Source organism: Bradyrhizobium sp. LTSPM299 (assembly GCF_000938235.1).
Lineage (GTDB): Bacteria > Pseudomonadota > Alphaproteobacteria > Rhizobiales > Xanthobacteraceae > Bradyrhizobium.
In genome coordinates this window covers 93382-118208 of sequence record NZ_JYMU01000039.1, presented here as the reverse complement: position 1 = coordinate 118208, position 24827 = coordinate 93382, and the positions used below count along the sequence as shown (strand labels likewise).

Sequence of the window (24827 nt, the reverse complement as noted above, 5' to 3'; positions counted from 1 at the left end):
ATGAGTGCCCCGGTCCTGGATCCCGATCTCCTGCAAGCCTTCGTCGCGGTGGCGGACCATCGCTCCTTCACCCGCGCCGCCTCGGCGCTGAACCGCACGCAGTCGGCGGTCAGCATGCAGGTAAAGCGGCTCGAGGAGCGGCTGCAGGCCGAACTGTTTCACCGCACCAAGGCCAATGTCGATCTGAGCGCGGCCGGCGAGGGGCTGCTCGGCTACGCCAAGCGCATTCTCAGCCTCAACGACGAAGCGGTCGGCCGAGTGCGCGCGCATGGAATGGATGGGCGCGTTCGCCTCGGCGTGATGGACGACTATGGGACCTTGCTCGTCCCGCCACTGCTGGCGGGCTTTGTCGCCAATTATCCGCTGATCCATGTCGAGATGGAGACCGGGCTGACGTCCACGATGACCGGCCGGCTCGGCGAAGCCTACGACCTCGTGATCGCCATGCACCCCGAAGGACGCGGTGAGGGCGAGTTGCTGCGAACGGAGCAGGCGGTGTGGGCCGCGAGTGCCGAGCATCGCGTCGAGCAACGCGATCCGCTCCCGGTCGCGCTCTATCCGCAGGGCTGCCTGTTTCGGGGCTGGGCGATGCAGGCGCTGGATGAAGCGAACCGGCCGTGGCGGCTTGCCTTTGTCAGCCACAGCCTCGCGGCTGTCGAGGCGATTGCGGCGCAAGGCCTTGCCGTGACCGTGGTCAAGTCAGGTACCTTTCCGCCATCGCTCCGCCGCCTGACCGCGCGCGACGGAATGCCGCGATTGCCGCGCGCGGAAATCCGTTTGCATCGTGCGCCGAACCTCTCGCGAGCGGCGTCGCTGCTCGCCGATCATCTTGTGGCGGCGCTCCGTCAGCCGCGGGGACGCTAGATTTTTGTTTTGACGCGTTTTCTTGACGCGAACCGGTATCCACTTCGCTCGAAAACGCTCTAGTACGTCGCGCGGCCGCCGGAAATGTCGAACACCGCGCCGGTCGAGAAGGCGCAATCTTCGGAGGCCAGCCACGCCACCATCGCAGCGAGTTCTTCGACCAGCACGAAGCGGCGCTTCGGGATTTTCGACAGCATGAAGTCGATATGCTGCTGGGTCATCTGGTCGAAGATCGCGGTCTTCGCCGCAGCCGGCGTCACCGCATTGACCAGAATGTCATGCTGCGCGAGTTCCTTGCCGAGCGATTTCGTCAGCGCAATCAGGCCGGCCTTCGACGACGAATAATGCGCTGCGTTCGGGTTGCCTTCCTTGCCGGCGATCGAGGCGATGTTGACGATGCGGCCGTATTTCTGGCCGATCATCGCAGGCACGATCGATTTGCAGACGATGAAGGGGCCGTCGAGATTGATGCGCAGCACCTTGCGCCATTCGTCGAGGTCGGTTTCCCAGACCGGCTTGTTGATTCCGGCGATGCCGGCATTGTTGACCAGGATGTCGATCTTGCCGAACGCCTTCAGCGTCGTGTCGCGCGCGGCGTCCACGGCGGCCGGATCAGTGACGTCGACCTTGATCGCGATGACCTGATCGCCAATCGCTTTGGCGGTCTTGTCGGCCAGCGGCAGGTCAAAATCCCAGATCGCGACCTTCGCGCCGGAGGCGACAAGGCGCTCGGTGATGGCGCGGCCAAAGCCCTGCGCGCCGCCGGTAACGACGGCACAGCGGCTGTTGAGATCGATCTTGTTCATTCGCGACAATCCTTCATTTCAAATTCAAATGCAGCCGCGGCGGAAGTCCGCTCCCTCGCCCCGTTCTTACGGGGAGAGGGCTGGGGTGAGGGGTGTCTCCACCTGCGAATGCGGAGGTGGTGTGCCTCGCCCCTCACCCGGATTGCTTGCAATCCGACCTCTCCCCGCAAAGAGCGGGGAGAGGTTAAGATCAGAGCATGAAGCCGCCATCGACGACCATGTCGACGCCGGTGGTGAATGCAGCTTCGTCGCTTGCAAGATAGACCGCCATCGCGGCGATTTCCTCTGCGGTGCCGAGCCGGCCCATTTTCTGCCGGGCAACGAATTTCTCGCGTCCATCGGGGCCCGCGGCGGCCGCGCGATCGAGCATCGAAGGCGTCTCCACGGTGCCGGGGCAGATCGAGTTGCAGCGGATGCCCTGGGTGATGAAGTCGAGCGCAACCGCGCGCGTGAGCAGCGAAACCGCCGCCTTGGACGCACTGTAGACATAGCGGTTGGCCGGAGGCCGCAACGCCGCGCAAGACGAGATGTTGACGATGCTGCCGCCACCGCCTGCCAGCATCGAAGGCAGGAACGCCTTGATGGTCCGGTGCATGGATTTGACGTTGAGGTCGAACGAGAAATCGAAATCTTCGTCCGAGCACTCCAGAATAGTGCCGTGGTGCACGAAGCCGGCCGCATTGAGCAGGATGTCGATCTTGCCGACGCGCTTGGCGAACGCGTTGACCTCGGCCGTGTTGCGAACGTCGAGCCGCGCTGTCTCGGCGACGCCTTCCTTGCCGAGAGTGGCGATGCCGCTTTCGTTGATGTCGGTGGCGATCACGGTGGCGCCCTCACGCGCAAATGCGATTGCGCATGCGCGCCCGATGCCTGCCGCCGCGGCGGTAACAACAGCGCGCTTTCCCTTCAGTCGGTCTGACATGCGTTCTTTCCTTTTCTCTTATCCGTCATTCCGGGGCACGCGCAGCGCGAACCCGGAATCTCGAGATTCCGGGTCTGGTGCTGACGCACCATCCCGGAATGACGGTGGTGGTTTAGTGATTGTCGCGCGCGACACCGACCGTGCCGGCGATGTCGTGGTACCGCGTCGCGAGTTCGAGGCAGGCGCCGGTCGATTGCTGGCCGACAGTCTGGCGGTACAGCTCCTGCCATGGCGTCTGGTTCGCCGGGTAGGGGAAGCCGCCCTTGGCCTTCAGCTCGGCGCGGCGGGTGCGCAGCTCGTCCTCCGAGATCAGGATATTGGCGCTGCCGTTGTTGAGGTCGATGCGCACCTTGTCGCCGTTTCTCAGGATCGCGAGACCGCCGTCGGCAGCGGCTTCCGGCGAGGCGTTGAGGATCGAGGGCGAGCCCGACGTGCCGGACTGGCGGCCGTCGCCGATGCAGGGCAGGGCGAGGATGCCACGTTTGATCAGCGCCGCCGGCGGCTGCATGTTGACGACCTCGGCGCCGCCGGGATAACCGATCGGGCCGGTGCCGCGGACGAACAGAATGCAGTGCTCGTCGATCTCGAGCGCGGGATCCTCGATGCGGTGGTGATAATCCTCCGGTCCCTCGAATACGATGGCGCGGCCCTCGAAGGCGTTGAGGTCCTTCGGGTTGGAGAGATAGCGGTCGCGGAATTCCTTTGATATCACGCTGGTCTTCATGATCGCGGAATCGAACAAATTGCCGCGCAGCACGAGGAAGCCGGCGTCCTTCACCAGCGGCTTGTCGTAGCCCCAGATCACGTCGCTGTCGGGCACCGGCGCATCCTTGCAGTTCTCGCCCATGGTGCGGCCGTTGACGGTGAGGGCGCCCTCATGAATGCGCTTGTGCTTCATCAATTCGCGCACCACTGAAGGCACGCCGCCGGCGCGGTGATATTCCTCGCCGAGATAGAAGCCGGCCGGCTGCATGTTGACCAGCAGCGGCACGTCGTGGCCGTATTTTTGCCAGTCGTCGATCGACAGCTCGACGCCGACATGGCGTGCCAACGCGTTGATGTGGATTGGCGCGTTGGTCGAGCCGCCGATCGCCGAATTGACCACGATGCAGTTCTCGAACGCCTCGCGTGTCAGGAAGTCCGACGGCTTCAAATCTTCCCAGACCATGTCGACGATACGCTTGCCGGTCTCATAGGCGATCTGGCCGCGCTCGCGATAGGGCGCCGGGATCGCCGCGCAGCCTGGCAGCGAGAATCCCAAGGCTTCCGCGAGCGAGTTCATCGTTGAGGCGGTGCCCATGGTGTTGCAATGGCCGACCGAGGGTGCGGAGGAGGCCACGATCGACATGAACTCCTCATAATCGATCTCGCCGGCGGCGAGCCGTTCGCGCGATTTCCACACGATAGTGCCGGAGCCGGTGCGCTCGCCGTTGTGCCAGCCATTCAGCATCGGGCCGCCCGACAGCACGATCGCGGGCAGGTTGACGGTGGCGGCCGCCATCATGCAGGCCGGCGTGGTCTTGTCGCAGCCGGTGGTCAGCACCACACCGTCGAGCGGATAGCCGAACAGGATTTCGACCAGGCCGAGATAAGCGAGGTTGCGGTCGAGCGCCGCGGTCGGGCGCTTGCCGGTCTCCTGAATGGGGTGCATCGGAAACTCCATCGCGATACCGCCGGCGGCGCGGATGCCCTCGCGGACCCGATGTGCGAGCTCGAGGTGATGCCGGTTGCAGGGCGACAAATCATTACCGGTCTGGGCGATGCCGATGATCGGCTTGCCCGATTGCAGTTCCTCGCGGGTCAGGCCGTAATTGAGGTAGCGCTCGAGATAGAGCGCTGTCATGCCGGGATTGTGCGGGTTGTTGAACCACTCCAGGGAGCGAAGCTTGCGGCGCTTGCCCTTGCTGTCCTGGCCCTGGTTTGCGGCGTCGTGCCCGTTGGTGTGGGGTTTTGTCATTGGATTCTCCCGCAGTGCAAACTCGCTTCGGCCCGTTCTAAGGGCTCTGGTTTCTACCTTGCGCAAATTGTCGCGCATTACAAATCGGAGCGATCACGCACAGGTGTCGCAGCCTGAGGAATTGGACCTTAGTTGAAGGTCCTTGGTTGCGCTATCATTTTGTCATTTTTGACCCTTCTGTGACAGGCCCCCGACGGGTGGATGTCAGGTGCGTCGCGCCGAGCTTTGCCGTTCCATGACACTGAAGCCGAGATCGACCACCGGCGCGGCCGGCCGGCGTCCCTCCAGCGTTTCGATCACCATCATGGCAGCGTTCCTGCCCATTTCGTAACGGTTGGTGCGCACGCTGCTTAGCGTCGGCTCGCTCGATGCCATGAATTCGAGATCGTTGAAGCCGACGATCGCCATTTGGTCTGGCACCATCATATGCCGGCGCTTGCATTCGAACAGCGCGCCGAGCGCGATGTCGTCATTGACGCAGAACACGGCATCGATGTCGGGCGCCTTGGCGAGCAGGTCGGCGAACAGCGTGCCACCTAATGTTACCGAGGTCGGTACCGCCGTGGTGACGATCAGCCGCGGGTCGAACAGCGCGGCGTCGGTCATTGCGGATCGATAGCCGTCGAGCCGCCGCTGCACCCGCGGATCCATGCGTGCGCCGAGCAGGCCGATCCGGCGGTAGCCCTGCGCGATAAGGTGGGAGATTGCGGCTTTTGCGGCGTCAAAATGCGAGAATCCGATCATCATGTCGACCGGCGCGGGGCCGACCTCCATGATCTGGACGATCGGACAATCGACCGTCTCCATGATGGCGCGAGAATCGGCAGTCTGGTTGATGCCCGTCACGATGAGGCCGGCCGGCTTCTGTGCCAGAAACAGACGCAGCAGGCGCTCTTCCTGGAGGATGCTGTAGCGGGTGTTGGCGAGCTGAATGCTGTAGCGGCTGCCTTCGAGCGCGTCATAGATGCCGCGCAACACGTCGGCGAACACATTGTTGGTCAGCGACGGGATCAGGACACCGATGACTTCGGTGCGTTGCGAGGCGAGCGCCCGCGCGGCGAGGTTGGGGACGTAGCCGAGCTCATTTGCCGCACTTTCGACCCGCGCGCGCTTGCCGACCGAGAGGGCTTCAGGGTTTCTGAAGAAGCGCGAGGCCGTGATCGGGCTGACGCCGGCGAGCTTGGCGACTTCGGTGAGCCTGATCTTCCCTGGCGTGATGCGCTTTCGGGCCATTTTCCGCTCATATCACAGGCACCGCCGGCGACAAACTGATATTGACAGCGCTACCAAGCCGTTGCTAATCGAACGATTGCCAAAACCGGATAAACTGCGGACAATAACGCCAGTCCAATCGAGCCGCGCACCCAGCGTGGCCTGAGCAAAAACAGAGCGGTCGCGGTACTCGTCGTACGTCGCCGGGAAACTTGAGGGAGGGAAGCGGATGTCGTCGGTCCAGATTCGGGACGTGCGCAAATCGTTCGGCAATTTTGAAGTCCTGCACGGCGTGTCGATCCCGATCGAGGATGGCGAGTTCGTCGTGCTCGTCGGTCCCTCCGGCTGCGGCAAGTCGACCCTGCTGCGCATGCTCGCAGGGCTGGAGAACATCACCTCGGGCACGATCTCGATCGGCGACCGCGTTGTCAACAATGTCCAGCCCAAAGAGCGCGACATTGCGATGGTGTTCCAGAATTACGCGCTCTATCCGCATATGACGGTCGCCGACAATATGGGCTTCTCGCTCAAGCTGCGCGGCGCCAAGGCCGAGGAAATCTCGAAGGGCGTCAATCGCGCCGCGGAAATCCTGGCGTTGACGCCGCTGCTCGACCGCTATCCCCGGCAATTGTCCGGCGGCCAGCGCCAGCGCGTCGCGATGGGCCGCGCCATCGTGCGTGATCCCCAGGTGTTCCTGTTCGACGAGCCGCTGTCGAACCTCGACGCCAAGCTCCGGGTTGCGATGCGCACTGAGATCAAGGAACTGCATCAGCGGCTGCGCACCACCACCGTCTACGTCACTCACGACCAGATCGAGGCCATGACCATGGCCGACAAGATTGTGGTGATGCATGACGGTATCGTCGAGCAGATGGGCTCGCCCCTGGAGCTTTACGACACGCCGGAAAACCAGTTCGTCGCCGGCTTCATCGGCTCGCCCGCGATGAATTTCCTGAAAGGCAATGTGAGGGTCAACGGCTCGGCGTATTTCGAGGGTCCGAACGGCGTCAAGCTGCCGCTGAAATCGGTGCCGGCCAATTCCGACGGCAAGCCCGCGGTCTACGGCGTGCGGCCCGAGCATTTCACCATCGCCGATGACGGCGCGGAGGCCGAGATCGTGGTGGTCGAGCCGACCGGCTCGGAGACTCAAGTGTTCGCCAAGCTTGGCGGCGAGCAGGTCGTCGCGGTTTTCCGCGAGCGGCACCAATTCAATCCGGGCGACAAGGTTCGGCTCAAGCCGGATCCTTCGCTCGTCCACCTGTTCGACGATGCGACCGGCAAACGCATGTAGCGACGTAAAAACCAACCCATACAAATATAAAATTTAGGGAGGGAACCATGAGCGATTTTAACAGGCGTGATGTCCTCAAGGCCGGGCTTGGCGCGACGGCCGTTCTGGCCGGTCCGGGAATCGTCCCGGCGCATGCCGCGACCTGGACCAACACGCCGGAGCCCAATGCCTCGATCCGGGTGCTGCGCTGGAAGCAGTTCATTCAGGCCGAGTATGACAAGTTCGCTGAGCTCACCAAAAAATTCTCCGAGACGACCGGCGTCAAGGTGAAGCTCGAAGCCGAGAGCTGGGAAGATATCCGGCCGAAGGCCGCGGTCGCCGCCAATGTCGGCGCCGGCCCGGATCTGATCCTCGGGACGCTCGACGATCCCCACAAATTCCCGGACAAGCTGATCGACGTCACCGACGTTGCCGAGTATCTCGGCGCCCAGTATGGCGGCTGGTATCCGGTCGCGGAGAAGTACGGCAAGAAGGGCAATAGCTGGATTGCGATCCCGCAAGGCGCGACCGGTGGCTGCCTGAACTACCGCATCAGCCACATGAAGGCCGCCGGCTTCGATGAATTCCCCAAGGACACGGCTGGCTTCCTCAAGCTCTGCCAGGCCCTGAAGAAGAACAACACGCCGGCCGGCTTCGCGCTCGGCCATGCCACGGGCGACGCCAACGGCTGGTGCCAGTGGGCGCTGTGGGCGCATGGCGGCAAGGTCGTCAACGAGAAGAACGAGGTCGTGATCGACTCTGCGGAGACGGTTGCCGCGCTCGAATACGTCAAGCAGCTCTATCAGACGTTCATCCCGGGCGTGCTGTCGTGGAACGACTCCAACAACAACAAGGCGTTCCTTGCCGGCGAGCTCAGCCTGACCCTGAACGGCATCTCGATCTGGACGGTCGGCAAGAACTCCCCGGATCCGAAGCAGCAGGAAATCGCCAAGGATATGGACCACGCGCCGATGCCGATCGGCCCGGTCGGCCACTCGACCGAGCAGCAGAACGTGCTGGTCGCCTACGGCTACAAATATTCCAAATACCCGAAGGCGGTGAAGGAATACATCCGCTTCATGTGGGACAAGGAAAACTACGACGCGTGGGAGGTTTCCTCCAACGGCTACGTCTCGCCGCCGCTGCCGGCCTACAACGACAATCCGGTCTGGACGTCGGACCCCAAGATCACGCCGTACCGCGACTGCTTGAAGCGCTGCCTCGACAATGGCTTTTCCGGTGACCTCGGCTACGCCTCGGCCGCCGTTATGGGCGACTTCGTCGTGGTCGACATGTTCGCGGAAGCCGCCTCCGGCTCGGTGACGCCGAAGGAAGCGGCAGCTCGGGCTGCCGAGCGCGCCAAGCGCTACTATCAAGTCTGATCCGCTACTCCGGCGGCGTCCAGCTTGCTTGCTGAACGCCGCCACCATCCGTGAGGGGGAAGTCCAACATGGCAATTCTGGCCGAGCCCAGCGTTGCGACGATCAAACGCACCAGCATGTGGTCCAGCGCGTTCCAGAGTCGTCACTTTCTGGGCGCGATGTTCATGGTGCCGGCAATCACCATCCTCGTTCTGTTCCTGGCCTATCCCCTCGCGCTGGGTTTCTGGCTCGGGATGACCGATACCAAAATCGGCGGCGCCGGCCGCTTCATCGGCATGGCGAACTTCGTCTCGCTCGCGAAGGACTCGGTGTTCTGGCTCTCGGTGTTTAATACGATTTTCTACACGGTGACCGCGAGCGCGGTGAAATTCGCGATCGGACTTTACCTGGCGCTGCTGCTCAACGAGCGGCTGCCGCTGAAGTCGGTGGTCAGAGCGATCGTATTGTTGCCGTTCGTGGTGCCGACGGTGCTGTCCGCGATCGCGTTCTGGTGGATCTACGACAGCCAGTTCTCGATCATCTCCTGGGTCCTGGTGAAGGCCGGCTTGATCACACGATACATCGAATTCCTCGGCGACCCCTGGAACGCGCGCTGGTCGGTTGTCGCCGCCAATATCTGGCGCGGGGTGCCCTTCGTGGCGATCACGCTGCTCGCGGGCTTGCAGACGATCTCGCCCTCGCTCTATGAGGCGGCCAATCTCGACGGCGCCACCAATTGGCAACGCTTCCGTCATATCACGCTGCCGATGCTGTCGCCGATCATCGCCGTGGTCATGACGTTTTCGGTGCTGATGACGTTCACCGACTTCCAGCTCATCTACACCATCACGCGGGGCGGACCGATCAATGCGACGCATCTGATGGCGACGCTGTCGTTCCAGCGCGCGATCACCGGCGGCAATCTCGGCGAGGGTGCGGCGATCTCGAACGCGATGATCCCGTTCCTGGTTGCCGCGATCCTGCTGAGCTTCTTTGGCCTTCAGCGCACCCGCTGGCAGCAGGGCGGGAGAGACTGACTATGACCACCGCGGACGACCAAAGCGTCGGAATGTCCTACTTGGAGAGCCTGCCGCGCCGGGCGCTGCGGGTCTATCTTCCGCTCGGGCTGATCATGTTCTTCCTGCTGTTCCCGTTCTACTGGATGGTCGTCACGACCTTCAAGCCCGACGCGGAGATGTACGACTACGAGAAGTTCAACCCGTTCTGGGTCGCGCATCCGACCCTGGACCATATCAAGAAGCTGTTCCTGGAGACCGACTATCCGCAATGGATGTGGAACACCGTGATCGTTTCGGTGTCCTCGACATTCATCTCGCTGTTTGCCAGCGTCTGTGCGGCCTATGCGATCGAACGTCTCCGCTACAAGGGCTCGCGCTATGTCGGGCTTGCGATCTTCCTCGGCTATCTGGTTCCCCCGTCCATCCTGTTCATTCCGCTGGCCGCGATCGTGTTCCAGCTCGGGCTGTTCGACGGCAATCTGGCGCTGATCCTGACCTATCCGACCTTCCTGATCCCGTTCTGCACCTGGCTGTTGATGGGATATTTCCGCACCATCCCCTATGAACTCGAGGAGTGCGCGCTGATCGACGGGGCGACGCGGTTGCAGATCCTGACCAAGATCACGTTGCCGTTGTCGCTTCCAGGAGTGATCTCGGCCGGCATTTTCGCCTTTACGTTGTCGTGGAACGAGTTCATCTACGCGCTGACCTTCATCTCCTCGTCCGAAAACAAGACGATTCCGGTCGGCGCAATCACCGAGCTGGTCAACGGCGACGTCTATCATTGGGGCGCGCTGATGGCGGCGGCGCTAACCGGGTCGATCCCCGTAGTTATCCTTTATTCCTTCTTCGTGGAGTACTATGTCTCGGCCATGACCGGTGCCGTGAAGGAGTGATTGCGGGCCAGCCATCAGGACGCGCCCGAGGCGGCGCGTTCCGACCAATATGAAGGCCCAATAAGAAGAAGGAGCAGGCTCTTGCACATTCTCATCCTCGGCGCCGCCGGCATGGTCGGCCGCAAACTCACCGAACGGTTGTTGCGCGACGGCCGCCTCGGCAGCCACGACATCACCAAAATGACGCTGCAGGACGTGGTCGCGCCGGCGAAGCCCGCGAACGCCTCGATCCCGGTCAACGTGGTTGCCTCCGATTTCGCCGATGCCGGCGTCGCGGCACCCTTGATCGCCGAGCGGCCGGAGGTGATCTTCCATCTCGCCGCGATCGTCTCGGGCGAGGCGGAGGCCGAGTTCGACAAGGGCTACCGGATCAACCTCGACGGCACCCGCCATTTGATCGACGCGATCCGCGCGGCCGGTAGCGGCTACAAGCCGCGGCTGGTGTTCACGTCCTCGATCGCGGTGTTCGGCGCGCCATTCCCGGAGAAGATCGGCGACGAATTCTTCCATACGCCGCTGACGAGCTATGGCACGCAGAAGTCGATCTGCGAGCTCCTGATCAACGATTACAGCCGCAAGGGCCTGCTCGACGGCATTAGCATTCGCTTGCCCACAATTTGCGTTAGGCCCGGCAAGCCGAACAAGGCCGCGTCCGGCTTCTTCTCCAACATCATGCGCGAGCCGCTGGCCGGCGAGGAAGCGATCCTGCCGGTGTCTGAGGACGTGCGGCACTGGCACGCTTCGCCGAAATCGGCGGTCGGCTTCCTGATCCACGCCGGCACGATGGATCTCAATGCGATAGGCCCGCGGCGCAATCTCAGCATGCCCGGGATGTCGGTCACCGTCGGCGAGCAGATCGCAGCGCTCGATCGCGTCGCCGGCAAGAATGTCGCCGCGCGCATCAAGCGCGTAGCCGACCCGACCATCATCGGCATCGTCTCGGGATGGCCGCGCGATTTCGTCACCGACCGCGCGCTCAAGCTCGGCTTCACCACAGCCGAGAAGACGTTCGACGACATCATCCGCATCCATATCGAGGACGAGCTCGGCGGCAAGTTTGCTGCTTAAGCGACGTCCGGGCGAACGCGGTTCTTGAGATGACCAGGGTAGCCTGCATCGGCGAGTGCATGATCGAGCTGCGCCAGGCCCCGGGGGGCCAGGCCGGCGCGCTGTACTCGCGCTTCTATGGCGGCGACACGCTCAACACCGCCGTCTATCTGTCCCGGCTCGGTGTCGACGTCGACTACATCACCGCGCTCGGCGACGATGCGCTGAGCGACGAGATGATCGCGGGCTGGGCCGCTGAAGGCATTGGTACAAAGCGCGTCGCGCGGCTGCCCGGCAAGCTGCCGGGGCTTTATCTGATCCAGACCGACGACAAGGGCGAGCGGCGCTTCTTCCATTGGCGCGAGAGTGCGGCCGCGCGCAGCCTGATGGACCTGCCCGAGACCGACGACATGCTGAACTCGCTTGCGAGCTATGACATCGTCTATCTCTCGGCGATCACGCTCTCGATTCTGCAAGAGGGCGGACGGGAAAAGTTGATGACGGCGCTGAAGCGCGCGCGGCTGCTGGGGACTCGGTTTGCGTTCGATACCAATTTCCGGGCCCGCGGCTGGCCGGACCTGGATGTCGCGCGCAAGGTCTTCAGCAGCGCCTTCGAAGGCGCGGATATCGTGCTCGCGTCGACCGAGGATCTGGCGCCGCTCTATCCCGGCGAAAGCAACGCCGCGCTGCTCGCCGGCATCTCCAGCCCCGAAGTGGTGCTGAAGCTCGCCGAGCCATCGTGCATCCTCCGTTATGCCGGCGGGTCGAGCGAGGTGAGGGCGGAGCCGCTGACCAAGCCGGTGGTCGACACCACGGCGGCCGGCGACAGCTTCGCCGCCGCCTACCTTGCCGCGCGTCTCGGCGGCGCCGAGCCGGAGGACGCGGCCCGTGCTGGCCATCGCCTCGCCGGCGCCGTGGTAGGCTATCCCGGCGCAATCATTCCACGCTACGCCATGCCGCCGAAGAAGGCGCCACGGCCCTCAACATCCCGCAAGGCCTCCCAATGACATCGACATCAAAGCAGGACCAGATCGCCGAGCTGATCCGCCAAGCCACCGTGATCCCGGTGCTGACCATCGAGCGGCTCGAGGACGCGGTGCCGCTCGCCAGGGCACTGGTCGCCGGCGGCGTGCGGACGCTCGAGGTCACGCTGCGCACGCCGGTCGCGATCGAGGCGGCCAAGGCAATGATAGCTGAAGTGCCTGATGCGATCGTCGGGATCGGCACTATCCTCAATGGTGACGATCTGGCGCGCGCCGAGGCGCTCGGCGCCAAATTCGGCATCAGCCCTGGCGCCACCCCCGAACTGTTGAAGGCGGCGGCGGCCAGCCGGCTGCCGTTCGCCCCGGGGATCGCCACCGCGTCCGAGTTGATGCAGGCGCTGGCGCACGGCTTCGACGTCGTCAAATTCTTCCCGGCCGAGCAGGCTGGCGGTATCAAGGCACTGCGGGCATTGGCCGGGCCGTTTCCGAACGTCAGGGTTTGCCCGACCGGCGGCATTGGCGAGGCCAATGCGGCGACCTGGCTCGCCGAGCCGAATGTGCTGGCGGTCGGTGGGTCCTGGCTTTGCCCGTCCCAAGACGTCCGCGCCGGCAACTGGGCCGGCATAACCGCCATGTGCGCGCGGGCGATGAAATCGCTGAAAGCGGCCTGAAGATGGGTTACATAAACCTCCGATAGGAACAGGGAGAACGGCCATGACTGCAGCCAGCATCGTCGGTTGGGCGCACACGCCTTTCGGCAAATTCGACGCGGAAACCGTCGAGAGCCTCGTCGTCAAGGTCGCCAACGAGGCGCTGGCCGATGCCGGCATTGCGGCTTCCGATGTCGACGAGATCATGCTCGGCCATTTCAACGCCGGCTTCTCGCCGCAGGATTTTACGGCGTCGCTGGTGTTGCAGGCCAATCCGGCGCTGCGCTTCAAGCCGACAACGCGTGTGGAAAATGCCTGCGCCACCGGTTCCGCCGCCGTGCACCAGGGCATCCGCGCCATCGAAGCAGGTGCCGCAAAGATCGTGCTGGTGGTCGGCGTCGAGCAGATGACCCGGACGCCCTCGGCCGAGATCGGCAAGAACCTGCTGAAGGCGTCGTACCTGCCTGAGGACGGCGACACCGTCGGCGGCTTTGCCGGCGTGTTCGGCAAGATCGCGCAGAGCTATTTCCAGAAATACGGCGACCAGTCCGATGCGCTGGCGATGATCGCGGCCAAGAACCACAAGAACGGCGTCGCCAACCCGTATGCGCAGATGCGCAAGGACTTTGGCTTCGAGTTCTGCCGCGCCGAGAGCGAGAAGAATCCTTACGTGGCGGGCCCACTGAAGCGCACCGACTGCTCGCTGGTATCAGACGGCGCCGCAGCACTTGTGCTGACTGACGCCGAGACCGCCAAGACCATGGGCAAGGCGGTCAACGTCCGCGCCACCGCGCATGCGCAGGATTTCCTGCCGATGTCGAAGCGCGACATCCTGCAGTTCGAAGGCTGCACCGTCGCCTGGCAACGCGCGCTGCAGACGAGCGGCCTGCAGCTCTCCGATCTCACCTTTGTCGAGACTCATGATTGCTTCACGGTCGCCGAGCTGATCGAATATGAGGCGATGGGCCTGACGCCGAAGGGGCAGGGCGCGCGGGCCATCAAGGAAGGCTGGACGCAAAAAGACGGCAAGCTGCCGGTCAATCCGTCCGGCGGCCTCAAGGCCAAGGGCCATCCGATCGGCGCCACCGGCGTCTCCATGCACGTCATGACCGCGATGCAGCTCACCGGTCAAGCGCCGGAGGGCATGCAGCTCAAGAACCCGCAGCTCGGTGGCATCTTCAATATGGGCGGTGCTGCGGTCGCGAACTACGTCTCGATTTTGGAGCCTGCAAAATAAGAGGCAAGGTTGGAGGCTCGTGAATTCTTTAGCGCGCTGACCTCGTGGTGGCTTGTCACCGGAGAATGCACCATGGCAATCGAAAACTCGCTATCGCTGTCTGAACTAAACGACCGCATCGCAATTCTGCGGGACAATATCAGGCAACTGATTGAGCAGGCCGCCGGTGCGGGCGGCGCCGAGGTCGAGGAGCGGATTTCCGAGCGTCTCGAACAGCAGAATGCGGAACTGGAGAAGCTGTTGAAGGCGCGTGAGGCTCTGCCGGGGCAATATCTGCCGTAGGGTGGGCAAAGGCGCGAAGCGCCGTGCCCACCATCCTTGCCACAGCGTGTGATGGTGGGCACGCTCGCTTGGTCCACCCTACGTTTTGCCTCGTTAGGACGACTCGGCGCCGGTACGCATGCGCCCATACGCCGGGCACGGCTTGATCTCCGCGAAAACCTCCCGTTACTAGGTTTCCAACCAGAACAGCCGGGAGCGCACAGGACCATGGGACCACTGCAGGGCATCAAGGTCGTCGACATGACGACCGTGCTGATGGGACCCTATGCCACCCAGATGCTCGGTGATTACGGCGCCGACGTCATCAAGGTGGAATCGCCCGATGGCGACGTGACGCGACAGATCGGGCCGACGCGGCATCCCGGCATGGGCCCGGTGTTCCTCAACACCAACCGCAGCAAGCGCTCGATTTGCCTCGACCTGAAGAAGCCGGCCGGACGCGACGCCGTGCTGCGGCTGATCGCGAAGGCCGATGTGCTGGTCTACAATGTGCGCCCGCAGGCGATGGCGCGGCTGCAGCTCGGCTACGATGTGGTCTCGAAGATCAATCCGCGACTGGTCTATGCCGGCGTGTTCGGCTTCGGCCAAGAGGGGCCTTATGCCGCAAAACCCGCCTATGATGATCTGATCCAGGGCGCCACAGCCTTGCCGGCGCTGATGGCGCAGACGTCCGACGGCGTGCCGCGCTACGTGCCGAACGCGCTGGTCGATCGCATCGTCGGTCTCACCGCGGTCGGCGCGATCTGCGCCAGCCTCGTGCATCGCGACCGGACCGGGCAGGGCCAGCGCGTCGACATTCCGATGTTCGAGACCATGGCGGGCTTCGTCATGGGCGACCACATGGGCGGGCTGACCTACGATCCGCCCCTCGACAAGGGTGGATACGCGCGACATTTGTCGCCGGACCGGCGGCCCTACAAGACCTCGGACAGCTATGTCTGTGTGATCGTCTACAACGACAAACAGTGGGAGAATTTCTTCAAGGCCACCGGCCGCGAGGATCTCCGCAGCAATCCGAAATTCGCGACCTTCGCCGGCCGCGCCACCAACATTGATGTTGTCTACGCCGAGCTCGCGCGCATCCTGCTGACCCGGACCACGGCGGAGTGGAACGAGATCCTTGAAAAGGCCGACGTGCCCGTGATGCCGATGCACGATCTCGAAACCCTGCTGCAGGATCCGCACATCGTCGCCACCGGGGTCTTTCCGGTCACCGAGCATCCGACCGAGGGCCGCATCCGCAACATGAAGGTGTCGGCAAGGTGGTCCGAGACCAAGGCGGAGCCGCAGCGGCTGGCGCCGCGTCTTGGCCAGCACGGCGAAGAGATTTTGCGGGAGGCGGGCTTCTCCGCCGACGAGATTGCCGCGATGGCGCGCGACGGCGTCACCAAGCTCGCGCCCACCACTTAAGGACAGCGCCCATGGATTTCGCACTCTCCCCCAACCAGGAATCGATCCGCGACGCCATCGGAAAAATCTGCTCGCGCTTCGACGATGCCTACTGGCTGAAGAAGGACAAGGAAGGCGGCTACCCGGCCGACTTCCACCGTGCGCTGGCCGACGCCGGCTGGCTCGGCATCTGCATTCCCGAGGAGTACGGCGGCTCCGGCCTCGGCATCACTGACGCCGCGATCATGATGCACACGATCTCGTACTCGGGCGCCGGCATGTCCGGCGCATCGGCGGTGCACATGAACGTGTTCGGGCTCAATCCTGTCGTCGTGTTCGGCACCAAGGAGCAGTGCCACCGCATGCTGCCGCCGATCATCGACGGCCGCGACAAGTCCTGCTTTGCGGTGACCGAGCCGAACACCGGCCTCAACACGACCCAGCTCAAGACGCGTGCGGTGCGCCAGGGCGACAAATACATCGTCAACGGCCAGAAGGTGTGGATCTCGACCGCGCAGGTCGCCAACAAGATCCTGCTGCTCGCGCGCACCACGACACTGGAAGAGGTGCGCAGCCCGACCCACGGGCTGAGCCTGTTCTATACCGATTTCGACCGCAAGCGCGTCACCGTGCACGAGATCGAGAAGATGGGCCGCAAGACCGTCGACTCCAACGAATTGTTCTTCGAGAATTTCGAAATCCCGGTCGAGGACCGCATCGGCGAGGAAGGCCGCGGCTTCGAATATATCCTGCACGGCATGAATCCCGAACGCATCCTGATCGCGGCCGAAGCTGTCGGCCTCGGCCAGATCGCGCTGAAGCGGGCGTCGGACTACGCAAAGGGCCGCATCGTGTTCAACCGGCCGATCGGCATGAATCAAGGGATCCAGCATCCGCTGGCGAAGAACTGGATGGAGCTCGAGGCGGCCTGGCTGATGGTGCTGCGCGCCGGCTGGCAATACGACCAGAACCTGCCGTGCGGCCCGGCCGCCAACGCCGCAAAATATCTCGCCGCCGAGGCTGGCTTCCACGCCTGCGAGCAGGCCGTGATGACGCATGGCGGCTTCGGCTATGCCAAGGAATACCACGTGGAGCGTTACCTGCGGGAATCCCTGATCCCGCGCATCGCGCCGATCAGCCCGCAGCTCATTCTCAGCTTCATCGGCGAGAAGGTGCTCGGCCTTCCGAAGTCGTATTGATGGTGGGTATGCGATTTCCCCACAGCGTCATTCCGGGATGCGCCGTCAGGCGCAGACCCGGAATCCATCACGCCGCATGCGGTTGCGGCGAAATGGATTCTCAGGTGTGCAATTGCACACCGAAGTTCGCGCTCCGCGCGCCCCGGAATGACGAGGACAGAATGCGATGAGCTTCGTCACCGGCGTCGGCCTCACGTCCTTTGGCAAGCACGAAGGCTCATCCTCGCTCGACCTGATGAGCAAGGCGGCCGAGTCAGCCATCGCCGACGCCGGGCTGAAGCGATCCGACATCGACGGCATCCTGTGCGGCTATTCCACAGTCTCGCCGCACATCATGCTTGCGACTGTGTTTGCCGAGCATTTCGGCATTCGTCCGTCCTACGCCCACGCCGTGCAGGTCGGCGGCGCGACTGGCCTCGCGATGACCATGCTGGCGCACCATCTGGTTGATGCCGGCGTGGCGAAACATGTGCTGGTGGTTGGTGGCGAGAACCGTCTCACCGGGCAGAGCCGCGACGCCTCGATCCAGGCGCTGGCCCAGGTCGGCCATCCCGACTACGAGGTGACGCTGGGGCCGACGATCCCGGCCTATTACGGTCTCGTCGCGACGCGCTACATGCACGAGTACGGCGTGACCGAGGGCGACCTCGCCGAATTCGCGGTGCTGATGCGCAAGCACGCGTTGACGCATCCCGGGGCGCAATTCCATGAGCCGATCACAATTGCCGACGTGATGGCGTCCAAGCCGGTGGCGATGCCGCTCAAGCTGCTCGATTGTTGCCCGGTGTCCGATGGCGGCGCGGCGTTCGTGATCAGCCGCGAGGCAATCGGCGACAAGCGGGTTCGCATCCGCGGTTGCGCCCAGGCGCACACCCATCAGCACGTCACGGCCGCGCCCGCGCTGAGCGAACTCGGCGCGGAGATTTCGATTGCCAAGGCCAAGGCGGAGTCTGGCATCGCCATATCGGACGTCCGCTACGCCGCGATCTATGACAGCTTCACCATCACGCTCGCGATGCTGCTGGAGGATCTCGGCCTCGCAAAGCGCGGCGAGGCGGCGGCGCGGGTCCGCGCGGGATACTTCGACCAAAACGGCGATATGCCGCTCAACACCCATGGTGGTCTGCTCAGCTACGGCCATTGCGGCGTCGGCGGCGCGATGGCGCATCTCGTCGAGACCCATCTGCAGATGACCGGCCGCGCCGGCAATCGTCAGGTTCGCGACGCCTCGGTCGCGCTGCTGCATGGCGATGGCGGCGTGCTGTCGTCGCATGTCAGCATGTTCCTGGAGCGCGTGCGGTGAGCGGGCCAATCGCAGACTGGACCAAGGGCGCCGAAGCGATCATCTATCAGGTGTGTAGCGCGTGCAGCGCCCGGCAATATTTTCGCCGCAGCTTCTGCGCCGCATGCGGCTCGACCGACCTGACGGAGAACCAAGCGACCGGGACAGGGACGGTCTATGCAACGTCGCTGGTCTGCCGCGCCGCGACGCCTGAGACGCGGGCGCATGTGCCCTACAATATCGTGCTCGTCGATGCCGACGAAGGATTTCGCATGATGGCCCATGGCGACAATGATCTTGCCATCGGCGACAAGGTCGCGGCGCGCTTCACACAATTCGCGGGACGGCTGGTTCCCTACTTCGCCAAGGCGAAGTGAGGGGCTTGGACGACAACGAGCCAGCACGCATAACCAGAGCCGGATTGCCGCTTTCGCCCCTCGCAGTTGCGGAACCTATCGCCAGTAGAAAATGACGCTGGCGATGACGAGCATTGCCGTCACCGCCAGCATTTGCGCAAGCGCCTCCGAGGCCGCCCTCTTGGTGGCTTCCTTCATGCGTTCTCCCTAGACCCGGGCATGACTCACCATTGCGCTAACAGCGCGCAAGACGGCCAGATTTTGTACTCGGAACACCCCGCGACGAGTATTCGCTTTGATGAGTCCCCACTCTGCGAATATCGACTGTGTCAGGGTTGTATAGCATTGCGGCGGCAATTTGGCTCGCCCGTGTTGCTCCCGCGACGGCTGACAGATAGTGTTTTGGAACCCGATAGAAACGACAACACGATCAAGGTTTGGAAATGGCCCGCATCGACTACTCCGATCCCGCGACGGCAAGCCCGCGCACCCGCGAAATTCTCGACAAGAACCGTAACGCCAACATCTTCCGCATGATGGCGCATTCGCCGAGCTATTTTGAGCAATATTGCCGGCTCGGCGGCGCGATCCGCCACAAGGGCGAGCTCGACGCGATCGTGCGCGAACTCGCGATCACGCGCACCGGCATTCTCTGCGAGGCGCCCTACGAGATCGTCGCGCACAAGCGGATCGGCAAGAATGTCGGCGTCACCGACGAGCAGAACGAAGCGCTGGACAACTGGCAGGCCGCGTCTTGCTTCAACGAAGTGCAGCGCGCGGCGCTCGCCTTCACCGATGAGGTCGTCAAGCTGAAGAAGCCGACGGATGCGACCTTCAAGGCGATCGCGTCGAAGCTCACGCCGGGCGCGTTGGTCGAACTGCAGCTCTCGGTCGGTTTCTACATCATGACGTCGAAGTTCTTGGAGACCTTCGAGATCGATCTGCAGCCGGTGACGGAAGTGGTGAGCTGATTTCTCGCCGGGCGGCGTTTCCCTCCCCCTCTCCCCGTAAGAACGGGGAGAGGGGGAGGAGACACTCAGCCCGACGTCAGCAGATCCACCTTCGCATTCGCGACGATCAGCCGATCGGCAAGCAGTTGCGCGAGGTTGCGCATGATGCGCTCGCCGGCGCGGGGGTGCTGCTGGGTGAAACGTTCGAAATCGGCGATCGCCACCTCATAGGCGGTCGCGGACATATCAGCGAGCACGTTGGCAGAGCGCTTCGGCTCCAATAGCGCCATCTCGCCGAACGCCATGCCGGCCGTCAGCGTCGCCAGGCGGATGCCGTCGGGCAGCGTGACGTGCACCACGCCGCTGCGCAGGAAGAACAGCGAGGTGGCGGTTTCGCCCGCGGCGATGATCTTCTCGTTCGGCTGATAGGTTCTGATCGTGCCGAGCGAGGCAAGGTCGGTCAGTTCCTCCGCGCTCAACCCGGCGAGCAGCGGCTGTTCGGAAAGTTCGGTGGTCTCGAGGAAGTCGATCGAGCCGCCATAGCGATAGACGATCTGGTCCTCCGCCCATTCGATGGCGGTGTCGAGCAGGTAGAAATCCCTGATATTGCCAAGCTCGCTGGTCCACTCGCTGATCGTCTTCCACTCCCGCGACGTCTGTTTGATACCTGACAGGATCACGGTGACACCGAGCTCGGCCAGGTCCTTGAAGGCTTCCGCCACCAGGCGGGCGCCGGCGCGCGTCGTCGCGGTGACGCGGCGCAGATCGAAGATCACGAACTCCGGACGCGGACCACCGCCGAGACGGCGCGAGACGTAGTCGACATTGGAGAGCGACAGCGTGCCGACCAGCTCGATGACGCGCACCTCCTGGAAGTGTTTGGCCAGGATCTCCTGCTCCTGCGGCCGACGGACGCGCCGCGACGGGTTCTTGCCGATATTGTAGTCGGCGATGATGCTGTGGCGGGCGTCATCGCTGCGGTTGAGCATGTGCAGGTCGTAATGCGCCGACAGCGCCTCGCAGACCTTGATGCCGCGCACGCTGTTGCCGTGCTTGTCGAGGTTGGGCGAATAGCTGCCGAGCCCGAGCCGCGCCGGCAGCGCCGCGAGGATGCCGCCGCCGACGCCGCTCTTGGCGGGAATGCCGACGCGGTAGATCCATTCGCCGGCATAGTCGTACATGCCAGATGATGTCATCACCGACAGCGTGCGCGAGATCGCATAGGGCGTCACCACCTGCTCACCGGTCAGCGGGTTGATGCCGCGATTGGCGAGGGTTGCCGCCATCACCGCGATGTCGCGCGCGGTGACGAGGATGGCGCATTGCCGGAAATAGACGGCGAGCACATCAGGCACGTTCTCGGTGATCACGCCATTGGTGCGCAAGAGATAGCCGATCGCGCGGTTGCGGTCGCCGGTCGCGCTCTCGGACGCGTAGACCGCCTCATCAACGTCGAGCTCGCGGCCGGCGAAGCGGCCGAGCGCGTGCCGGACGCATTCGAACGCGCCATCGCCCTTGGCGGAGTGGATCAGACCGGAGCAGGCGATCGCGCCGGCATTGACCATCGGGTTGAACGGATGGTTGTCCGCGTTCAGCCTGATCGAGTTGAAGGGATCCCCCGACGGCTCGACGCCGATCACGCTTTCCACCCGCTCGGCGCCCAGTGTGTCCAGCGCCAGCGCGAACACGAACGGCTTCGACATCGACTGGATGGTAAAGGGGATTTTGGTGTCGCCGACCTCGTAGACATGGCCGTCGAGGGTCGCAAGGCTGATGCCGAAATGGGCAGGGTCGGCCTTGCCGAGTTCGGGAATGTAGTTGGCGAGGGCGCCGCCGGTCTCGGGCAGGAACTCTGCGTAACAGGCGCGCAAAAACCGCAGCAGCGGCGGCTTCGAGCTGGTCCAGGCCGTGGTGATGGCGGTGACGGGAGGCGGCGATTGTTTCATCGCCTCATGTTGTGCAACGCAATCAAGATGCGCGCAACCGAGTGCGCCCAGACATTTGGTGCGGGGCAGGCCGATCTGGATGGGTCCGAGATTCGACGGCAATCGGTCTCGAACCGAGGCACCAGCCAAGCGAGCGATCGCTCGCAAATTGTTTCATCTTGTGAAACTTTCGTGCCGAAAATGTTTCGAAAGCAAAGCCGCTGATGACGCAGTGTCGCTTGAAAGATGAGACGATCCCGAAGGCAGTGTTTGCGAAGGGAGGACCGCGCGAAGAGGCGGGACGGTCGTCGTCAGGTCTCGACGATCGCAATCGCCTGGCCCTCGGCAATGACATCGTCGATCTTCACCAGAATCGACTTGATTTTACCTGATGTTGTCGAGGTGACCGGTATTTCCATCTTCATGGCTTCGACGAACGCGATTTCGTCGCCGTCTCCGATGCTGCTGCCGGGTTGAACAGAAAGCGCGCAAACGCGCCCGGCAACTTCGGTCACGACCTTGATCTCAGGCATTCCACTCTCCGATACCGTCTTGCGGAAATTTCGTCCGGCGAACGGCTTTTTGTTGTGGCCGCAGATTGCCTGAGGTAGCGTCATCTGCAAGTGGAATTTTATTCCGCATGACGGAATGGAGAGAAACAATATGGGACGGCGCTCGGAACGGCTTAGCCGGCAGGGACTACTCGCCAGCGAAACAGGCGATGGCGACGTGATCCAGGTGGTGTCGCGCGCCTTCGATGTGTTGCGGTGCTTCGAGGGGCACGAGGCGCGGCTCGGCAATCTCGAAATCGCCAACCGCTGCGGCCTGCCGCGCTCGACGGTGTCGCGCTTGACGCACACGCTGACGCGGATGGGACAACTCGTCTATCTGCCGCGCGATCAGAAGTATCGCATCGGTCCGAGCGCTGTCGCGATGAGCACGACGATGATGAAGGGATTGCAGCTACGCAATCTGATCCGGCTGCGCCTGCAGGAGGTCGCCGATCAGCTGCCCGGCACCGTGGGCTTCGTGATCCCCGACCGCTTTCAAATGGTCTATCTCGAATTTGCCCGCGCTGCGAACGCGCTCGGCCTGCACGAGACCACCGGCAGCCGCATCTCGATGGCGACGACGGCCGCCGGCCAAGCCTATACTGCCGCGCTGGATCCGCTGCTCGGCGACGCGCTGATCGCCGAGATGGAGCGCGAGCTGCCTGATGGCGCCAAGATGCTGACACCGCGCATCGAGGCCAACAGGCGCCACCTGCGCGAGCACGGCTATGTCGTCGCCTGCGGCCTGTGGAGCCCGCATATCAACGGCGTCGGGGTGCCGCTCTGGTCGCCGCAATATCAGACCTATGTGGTGACCACGATTGGGCTGCTCTCGGCGATGTATGACGAGAAGCGGCTGCACAAGGAGGTCGCGCCGCACATGGTCGACCTCGCCGCCGCGGTCGGCAGCCTGCTCGAAGGCGCCGATGGCGACATCTTCACCAATCGGATCGAGCGAAAATCGCTTCCCGTGACGGCCCATAACAACAATAAAATCATCAAGACGGAGGCAATGAATGAACTGGAAGCCGGAACTCGACGACCTCGCCCGGCGCGAAGCGTTCGCGCGGGAGATGGGAGGCGTTGACAAGGTCAAGCGGCAGCGCGACCAGGGCCGGCTGACCGTCCGCGAGCGTATCGACGGGCTGGTTGATAAGGAAAGCTTCCACGAGATCGGTGCGATCTCCGGCATCGCCGAATATGACGAGAACAACGAACTCAAGCAGCTGACGCCGGCGAACTGCGTGTTCGGCCGCGCCAGGGTCGGCGGCCGCACCGTGGTCGTCGTCGGCGACGATTTTACGGTGCGTGGCGGATCGGCCGACGCATCGATTTCCGCCAAGCCGCTGATGGCGGAGGAGATGGCGCACGACTTCCGTCTGCCGATTATCCGGGTGATCGAGGGCTCCGGCGGCGGCGGCTCGGTCAAGACGATCGAGACCAAGGGCGCGGCCAATCTGCCGGGCGGCGTCGGCGGCACCCGCTGGTACTGGTACACGACATCAAATCTGGCGCGCGTGCCTGTGGTCGGGCTCGGGCTCGGCTCGGTTGCCGGCCTCGGCGCGGCGCGGCTGGCGGCGACGCATTATTCTGTCATGACCAAGAGCTCCGCGATGTTCGTCGCCGGACCGCCGGTGGTGAAGCGGCTGGGCCAGGATTTGACCAAGCAGGAGCTCGGCGGCGCCGACATCCAGACCCGAGCCGGTGCGATCGACCAGGCGGTCGAGACCGAAGCGGAGGCGTTCGATTGCGCGCGGCGATTCCTGTCCTATCTGCCGTCGTCGGTCTACGAGCTGCCGCCGACCATTCCCTGCGCCGATGATCCTCGGCGTGCCGAGGAGTCGCTGCTGACGGCCGTGCCGCGCAACCGGCGGCAGGTCTACAAGATGCGCCCCATCATCGAGGCCGTCGTCGACAAGGGCTCGTTCTTCGAGGTATCAGCCAATTACGGCCGGCCCATCATCACCGGTCTGGCGCGGATCGAGGGCCGTGCAGTGTTCGTGCTCGCCAGCGATCCCTTCCATTATGGTGGCTCCTGGACCGCGGATGCCTGCCAGAAGGTGGTGCGCTGGGTCGACTTCGCCGAGACCTTCCATCTGCCGGTGGTCTATCTGATGGATTGTCCCGGCTTCATGATCGGGCTCGAGGCGGAGAAGTCCGCCACCATCCGCCACGGTGTGCGTGCGATGGCGGCGGTCAACCAGAGCACGGTGCCCTGGTGCACCATCATCATCCGCAATGCCTTCGGCGTCGCCGGCGTGGTACATCAGCCGGCCAACCGTTTCTCGATGCGTTACGCCTGGCCGTCGGCCTATTGGGGCTCGCTGCCGCTCGAAGGCGGCATCGAGGCGGCGTATCGCGCCGAGATCGACGCGGCCGCCGATCCCGCGGCGAAGCAGCGCGAGATCGAGGATCGTCTCAACAAGCTGCGTTCGCCGTTTCGTTCGGCCGAGAAGTTCTGGGTCGAGGAGGTGATCGACCCCCGCAAGACGCGTTCACTGCTCTGCGAGTTCGCGCGTCTGGCCGAGCCGATCCGCAACGTCGGCCCGCCGAGCAACATGTCGACGCGGCCGTAGTTTCTGACCCGTCATTCCGGGGCGATGCGAAGCATCGAACCCGGAATCTCGAGATTCCCCGGTGCGCAATTGCGCACCTGAGGTCTGGTCCTT

Annotated in this window: 23 protein-coding genes; 17 read left to right on the top strand and 6 right to left on the bottom strand. The window is 63.6% G+C overall.

The window, feature by feature from the left end:
• Nucleotides 1-864: a LysR substrate-binding domain-containing protein gene (locus UP10_RS20585; RefSeq protein ID WP_044589103.1), complete on the top strand. Its 864-nt coding sequence runs from the start codon at nt 1-3 to the stop codon at nt 862-864.
• Nucleotides 865-923: 59 nt separating this feature from the next.
• On the opposite strand, the gene UP10_RS20580 is transcribed toward UP10_RS20585, so the two are convergent.
• From UP10_RS20580 to gntR, 4 genes are all read right to left on the bottom strand, one after another.
• On the bottom strand, nt 924-1670 hold the full coding sequence (locus UP10_RS20580; RefSeq protein ID WP_044589102.1) for an SDR family NAD(P)-dependent oxidoreductase: 747 nt from the start codon (nt 1668-1670) through the stop codon (nt 924-926).
• Nucleotides 1671-1860: 190 nt separating this feature from the next.
• Nucleotides 1861-2592, bottom strand: coding sequence for an SDR family oxidoreductase (locus UP10_RS20575; protein ID WP_044589101.1), 732 nt, complete (start codon nt 2590-2592; stop codon nt 1861-1863).
• Nucleotides 2593-2704: 112 nt separating this feature from the next.
• Complete coding sequence (locus tag UP10_RS20570) at nt 2705-4549, bottom strand: IlvD/Edd family dehydratase (RefSeq protein ID WP_044589100.1); 1845 nt, start codon at nt 4547-4549, stop codon at nt 2705-2707.
• Nucleotides 4550-4753: 204 nt separating this feature from the next.
• The gene (gene gntR / locus UP10_RS20565; RefSeq protein WP_044589099.1) at nt 4754-5782 is read right to left on the bottom strand and encodes an HTH-type transcriptional regulator GntR; all 1029 of its coding nucleotides are present in this window, start codon (nt 5780-5782) and stop codon (nt 4754-4756) included.
• Nucleotides 5783-5990: 208 nt separating this feature from the next.
• Between gntR and UP10_RS20560 the strand changes: the two genes are divergently transcribed.
• The 14 genes from UP10_RS20560 to UP10_RS20495 all read left to right on the top strand — a co-directional run bounded on the left by UP10_RS20560 (nt 5991) and on the right by UP10_RS20495 (nt 19703).
• Entirely contained in the window at nt 5991-7052 is a 1062-nt protein-coding gene (locus UP10_RS20560) for an ABC transporter ATP-binding protein (RefSeq protein ID WP_044589098.1), read from the top strand.
• A gap of 47 nt (nt 7053-7099) precedes the next feature.
• Nucleotides 7100-8413, top strand: a complete 1314-nt coding sequence (locus UP10_RS20555; RefSeq protein WP_044589097.1) for an ABC transporter substrate-binding protein — start codon at nt 7100-7102, stop codon at nt 8411-8413.
• A 116-nt stretch (nt 8414-8529) separates the two neighbouring features.
• Entirely contained in the window at nt 8530-9429 is a 900-nt protein-coding gene (locus tag UP10_RS20550) for a carbohydrate ABC transporter permease (protein WP_044589172.1), read from the top strand.
• Between the two features lie 2 nt (nt 9430-9431).
• Nucleotides 9432-10307: a carbohydrate ABC transporter permease gene (locus UP10_RS20545; RefSeq protein WP_044589096.1), complete on the top strand. Its 876-nt coding sequence runs from the start codon at nt 9432-9434 to the stop codon at nt 10305-10307.
• 81 nt (nt 10308-10388) lie between these two features.
• A complete protein-coding gene (denD, locus tag UP10_RS20540; RefSeq protein ID WP_044589095.1) occupies nt 10389-11375 on the top strand; it encodes a D-erythronate dehydrogenase in 987 nt (328 codons plus the stop codon).
• Between the two features lie 29 nt (nt 11376-11404).
• Nucleotides 11405-12361 (top strand): sugar kinase, encoded by a 957-nt coding sequence (locus UP10_RS20535; protein WP_044589094.1) that lies wholly within the window; start codon nt 11405-11407, stop codon nt 12359-12361.
• Nucleotides 12358-13008, top strand: a complete 651-nt coding sequence (gene eda / locus UP10_RS20530; protein ID WP_044589093.1) for a bifunctional 4-hydroxy-2-oxoglutarate aldolase/2-dehydro-3-deoxy-phosphogluconate aldolase — start codon at nt 12358-12360, stop codon at nt 13006-13008. Before UP10_RS20535 ends, eda begins: the two co-directional genes overlap by 4 nt.
• Nucleotides 13009-13051: 43 nt before the next feature.
• Nucleotides 13052-14224, top strand: coding sequence for an acetyl-CoA acetyltransferase (locus tag UP10_RS20525; protein ID WP_044589092.1), 1173 nt, complete (start codon nt 13052-13054; stop codon nt 14222-14224).
• Nucleotides 14225-14296: 72 nt separating this feature from the next.
• Entirely contained in the window at nt 14297-14506 is a 210-nt protein-coding gene (locus UP10_RS20520; RefSeq protein ID WP_044589091.1) for a hypothetical protein, read from the top strand.
• Between the two features lie 207 nt (nt 14507-14713).
• On the top strand, nt 14714-15916 hold the full coding sequence (locus UP10_RS20515) for a CaiB/BaiF CoA transferase family protein (protein ID WP_044589090.1): 1203 nt from the start codon (nt 14714-14716) through the stop codon (nt 15914-15916).
• A gap of 11 nt (nt 15917-15927) precedes the next feature.
• Nucleotides 15928-17094, top strand: coding sequence for an acyl-CoA dehydrogenase family protein (locus UP10_RS20510; protein ID WP_044589089.1), 1167 nt, complete (start codon nt 15928-15930; stop codon nt 17092-17094).
• A 166-nt stretch (nt 17095-17260) separates the two neighbouring features.
• A complete protein-coding gene (locus tag UP10_RS20505) occupies nt 17261-18397 on the top strand; it encodes a thiolase family protein (RefSeq protein ID WP_044589088.1) in 1137 nt (378 codons plus the stop codon).
• Nucleotides 18394-18753, top strand: a complete 360-nt coding sequence (locus UP10_RS20500; RefSeq protein ID WP_044589087.1) for a Zn-ribbon domain-containing OB-fold protein — start codon at nt 18394-18396, stop codon at nt 18751-18753. The genes UP10_RS20505 and UP10_RS20500 overlap by 4 nt, the downstream gene beginning before the upstream one ends.
• Before the next feature lie 422 nt (nt 18754-19175).
• Complete coding sequence (locus UP10_RS20495; RefSeq protein WP_044589086.1) at nt 19176-19703, top strand: carboxymuconolactone decarboxylase family protein; 528 nt, start codon at nt 19176-19178, stop codon at nt 19701-19703.
• A gap of 65 nt (nt 19704-19768) precedes the next feature.
• Here UP10_RS20495 and glsA read toward each other — a convergent pair whose 3' ends face one another.
• Nucleotides 19769-21628 carry a glutaminase A gene (gene glsA / locus UP10_RS20490; RefSeq protein WP_044589171.1) on the bottom strand — a complete coding sequence of 620 codons (1860 nt, stop codon included), beginning with the start codon at nt 21626-21628 and terminating at the stop codon, nt 19769-19771.
• A gap of 290 nt (nt 21629-21918) precedes the next feature.
• Nucleotides 21919-22140 (bottom strand): acyl-CoA carboxylase biotin carboxyl carrier protein subunit, encoded by a 222-nt coding sequence (locus UP10_RS20485; protein ID WP_044589170.1) that lies wholly within the window; start codon nt 22138-22140, stop codon nt 21919-21921.
• A gap of 130 nt (nt 22141-22270) precedes the next feature.
• Here UP10_RS20485 and UP10_RS20480 point away from each other — a divergent pair, with 130 nt between their 5' ends.
• Together UP10_RS20480 and UP10_RS20475 are read left to right on the top strand one after the other, a co-directional pair.
• Nucleotides 22271-23245, top strand: a complete 975-nt coding sequence (locus UP10_RS20480; RefSeq protein WP_044589085.1) for an IclR family transcriptional regulator — start codon at nt 22271-22273, stop codon at nt 23243-23245.
• On the top strand, nt 23175-24734 hold the full coding sequence (locus tag UP10_RS20475; protein WP_044589084.1) for an acyl-CoA carboxylase subunit beta: 1560 nt from the start codon (nt 23175-23177) through the stop codon (nt 24732-24734). Before UP10_RS20480 ends, UP10_RS20475 begins: the two co-directional genes overlap by 71 nt.
• The last annotated feature ends 93 nt before the right edge of the window (nt 24735-24827 follow it).

Bases quoted from the DNA above. Each gene is read 5' to 3' on its own strand.
- UP10_RS20585 (WP_044589103.1), top strand. From the start codon at position 1: ATGAGTGCCCCGGTCCTGGATCCCGATCTCCTGCAAGCCTTCGTCGCG.
- UP10_RS20580 (WP_044589102.1), bottom strand. From the start codon at position 1,670: ATGAACAAGATCGATCTCAACAGCCGCTGTGCCGTCGTTACCGGCGGC.
- UP10_RS20575 (WP_044589101.1), bottom strand. From the start codon at position 2,592: ATGTCAGACCGACTGAAGGGAAAGCGCGCTGTTGTTACCGCCGCGGCG.
- UP10_RS20570 (WP_044589100.1), bottom strand. From the start codon at position 4,549: ATGACAAAACCCCACACCAACGGGCACGACGCCGCAAACCAGGGCCAG.
- gntR (WP_044589099.1), bottom strand. From the start codon at position 5,782: ATGGCCCGAAAGCGCATCACGCCAGGGAAGATCAGGCTCACCGAAGTC.
- UP10_RS20560 (WP_044589098.1), top strand. From the start codon at position 5,991: ATGTCGTCGGTCCAGATTCGGGACGTGCGCAAATCGTTCGGCAATTTT.
- UP10_RS20555 (WP_044589097.1), top strand. From the start codon at position 7,100: ATGAGCGATTTTAACAGGCGTGATGTCCTCAAGGCCGGGCTTGGCGCG.
- UP10_RS20550 (WP_044589172.1), top strand. From the start codon at position 8,530: ATGTGGTCCAGCGCGTTCCAGAGTCGTCACTTTCTGGGCGCGATGTTC.
- UP10_RS20545 (WP_044589096.1), top strand. From the start codon at position 9,432: ATGACCACCGCGGACGACCAAAGCGTCGGAATGTCCTACTTGGAGAGC.
- UP10_RS20535 (WP_044589094.1), top strand. From the start codon at position 11,405: ATGACCAGGGTAGCCTGCATCGGCGAGTGCATGATCGAGCTGCGCCAG.
- eda (WP_044589093.1), top strand. From the start codon at position 12,358: ATGACATCGACATCAAAGCAGGACCAGATCGCCGAGCTGATCCGCCAA.
- UP10_RS20525 (WP_044589092.1), top strand. From the start codon at position 13,052: ATGACTGCAGCCAGCATCGTCGGTTGGGCGCACACGCCTTTCGGCAAA.
- UP10_RS20520 (WP_044589091.1), top strand. From the start codon at position 14,297: ATGGCAATCGAAAACTCGCTATCGCTGTCTGAACTAAACGACCGCATC.
- UP10_RS20515 (WP_044589090.1), top strand. From the start codon at position 14,714: ATGGGACCACTGCAGGGCATCAAGGTCGTCGACATGACGACCGTGCTG.
- UP10_RS20510 (WP_044589089.1), top strand. From the start codon at position 15,928: ATGGATTTCGCACTCTCCCCCAACCAGGAATCGATCCGCGACGCCATC.
- UP10_RS20505 (WP_044589088.1), top strand. From the start codon at position 17,261: ATGAGCTTCGTCACCGGCGTCGGCCTCACGTCCTTTGGCAAGCACGAA.
- UP10_RS20495 (WP_044589086.1), top strand. From the start codon at position 19,176: ATGGCCCGCATCGACTACTCCGATCCCGCGACGGCAAGCCCGCGCACC.
- glsA (WP_044589171.1), bottom strand. From the start codon at position 21,628: ATGAAACAATCGCCGCCTCCCGTCACCGCCATCACCACGGCCTGGACC.
- UP10_RS20485 (WP_044589170.1), bottom strand. From the start codon at position 22,140: ATGCCTGAGATCAAGGTCGTGACCGAAGTTGCCGGGCGCGTTTGCGCG.
- UP10_RS20480 (WP_044589085.1), top strand. From the start codon at position 22,271: ATGGGACGGCGCTCGGAACGGCTTAGCCGGCAGGGACTACTCGCCAGC.
- UP10_RS20475 (WP_044589084.1), top strand. From the start codon at position 23,175: ATGAACTGGAAGCCGGAACTCGACGACCTCGCCCGGCGCGAAGCGTTC.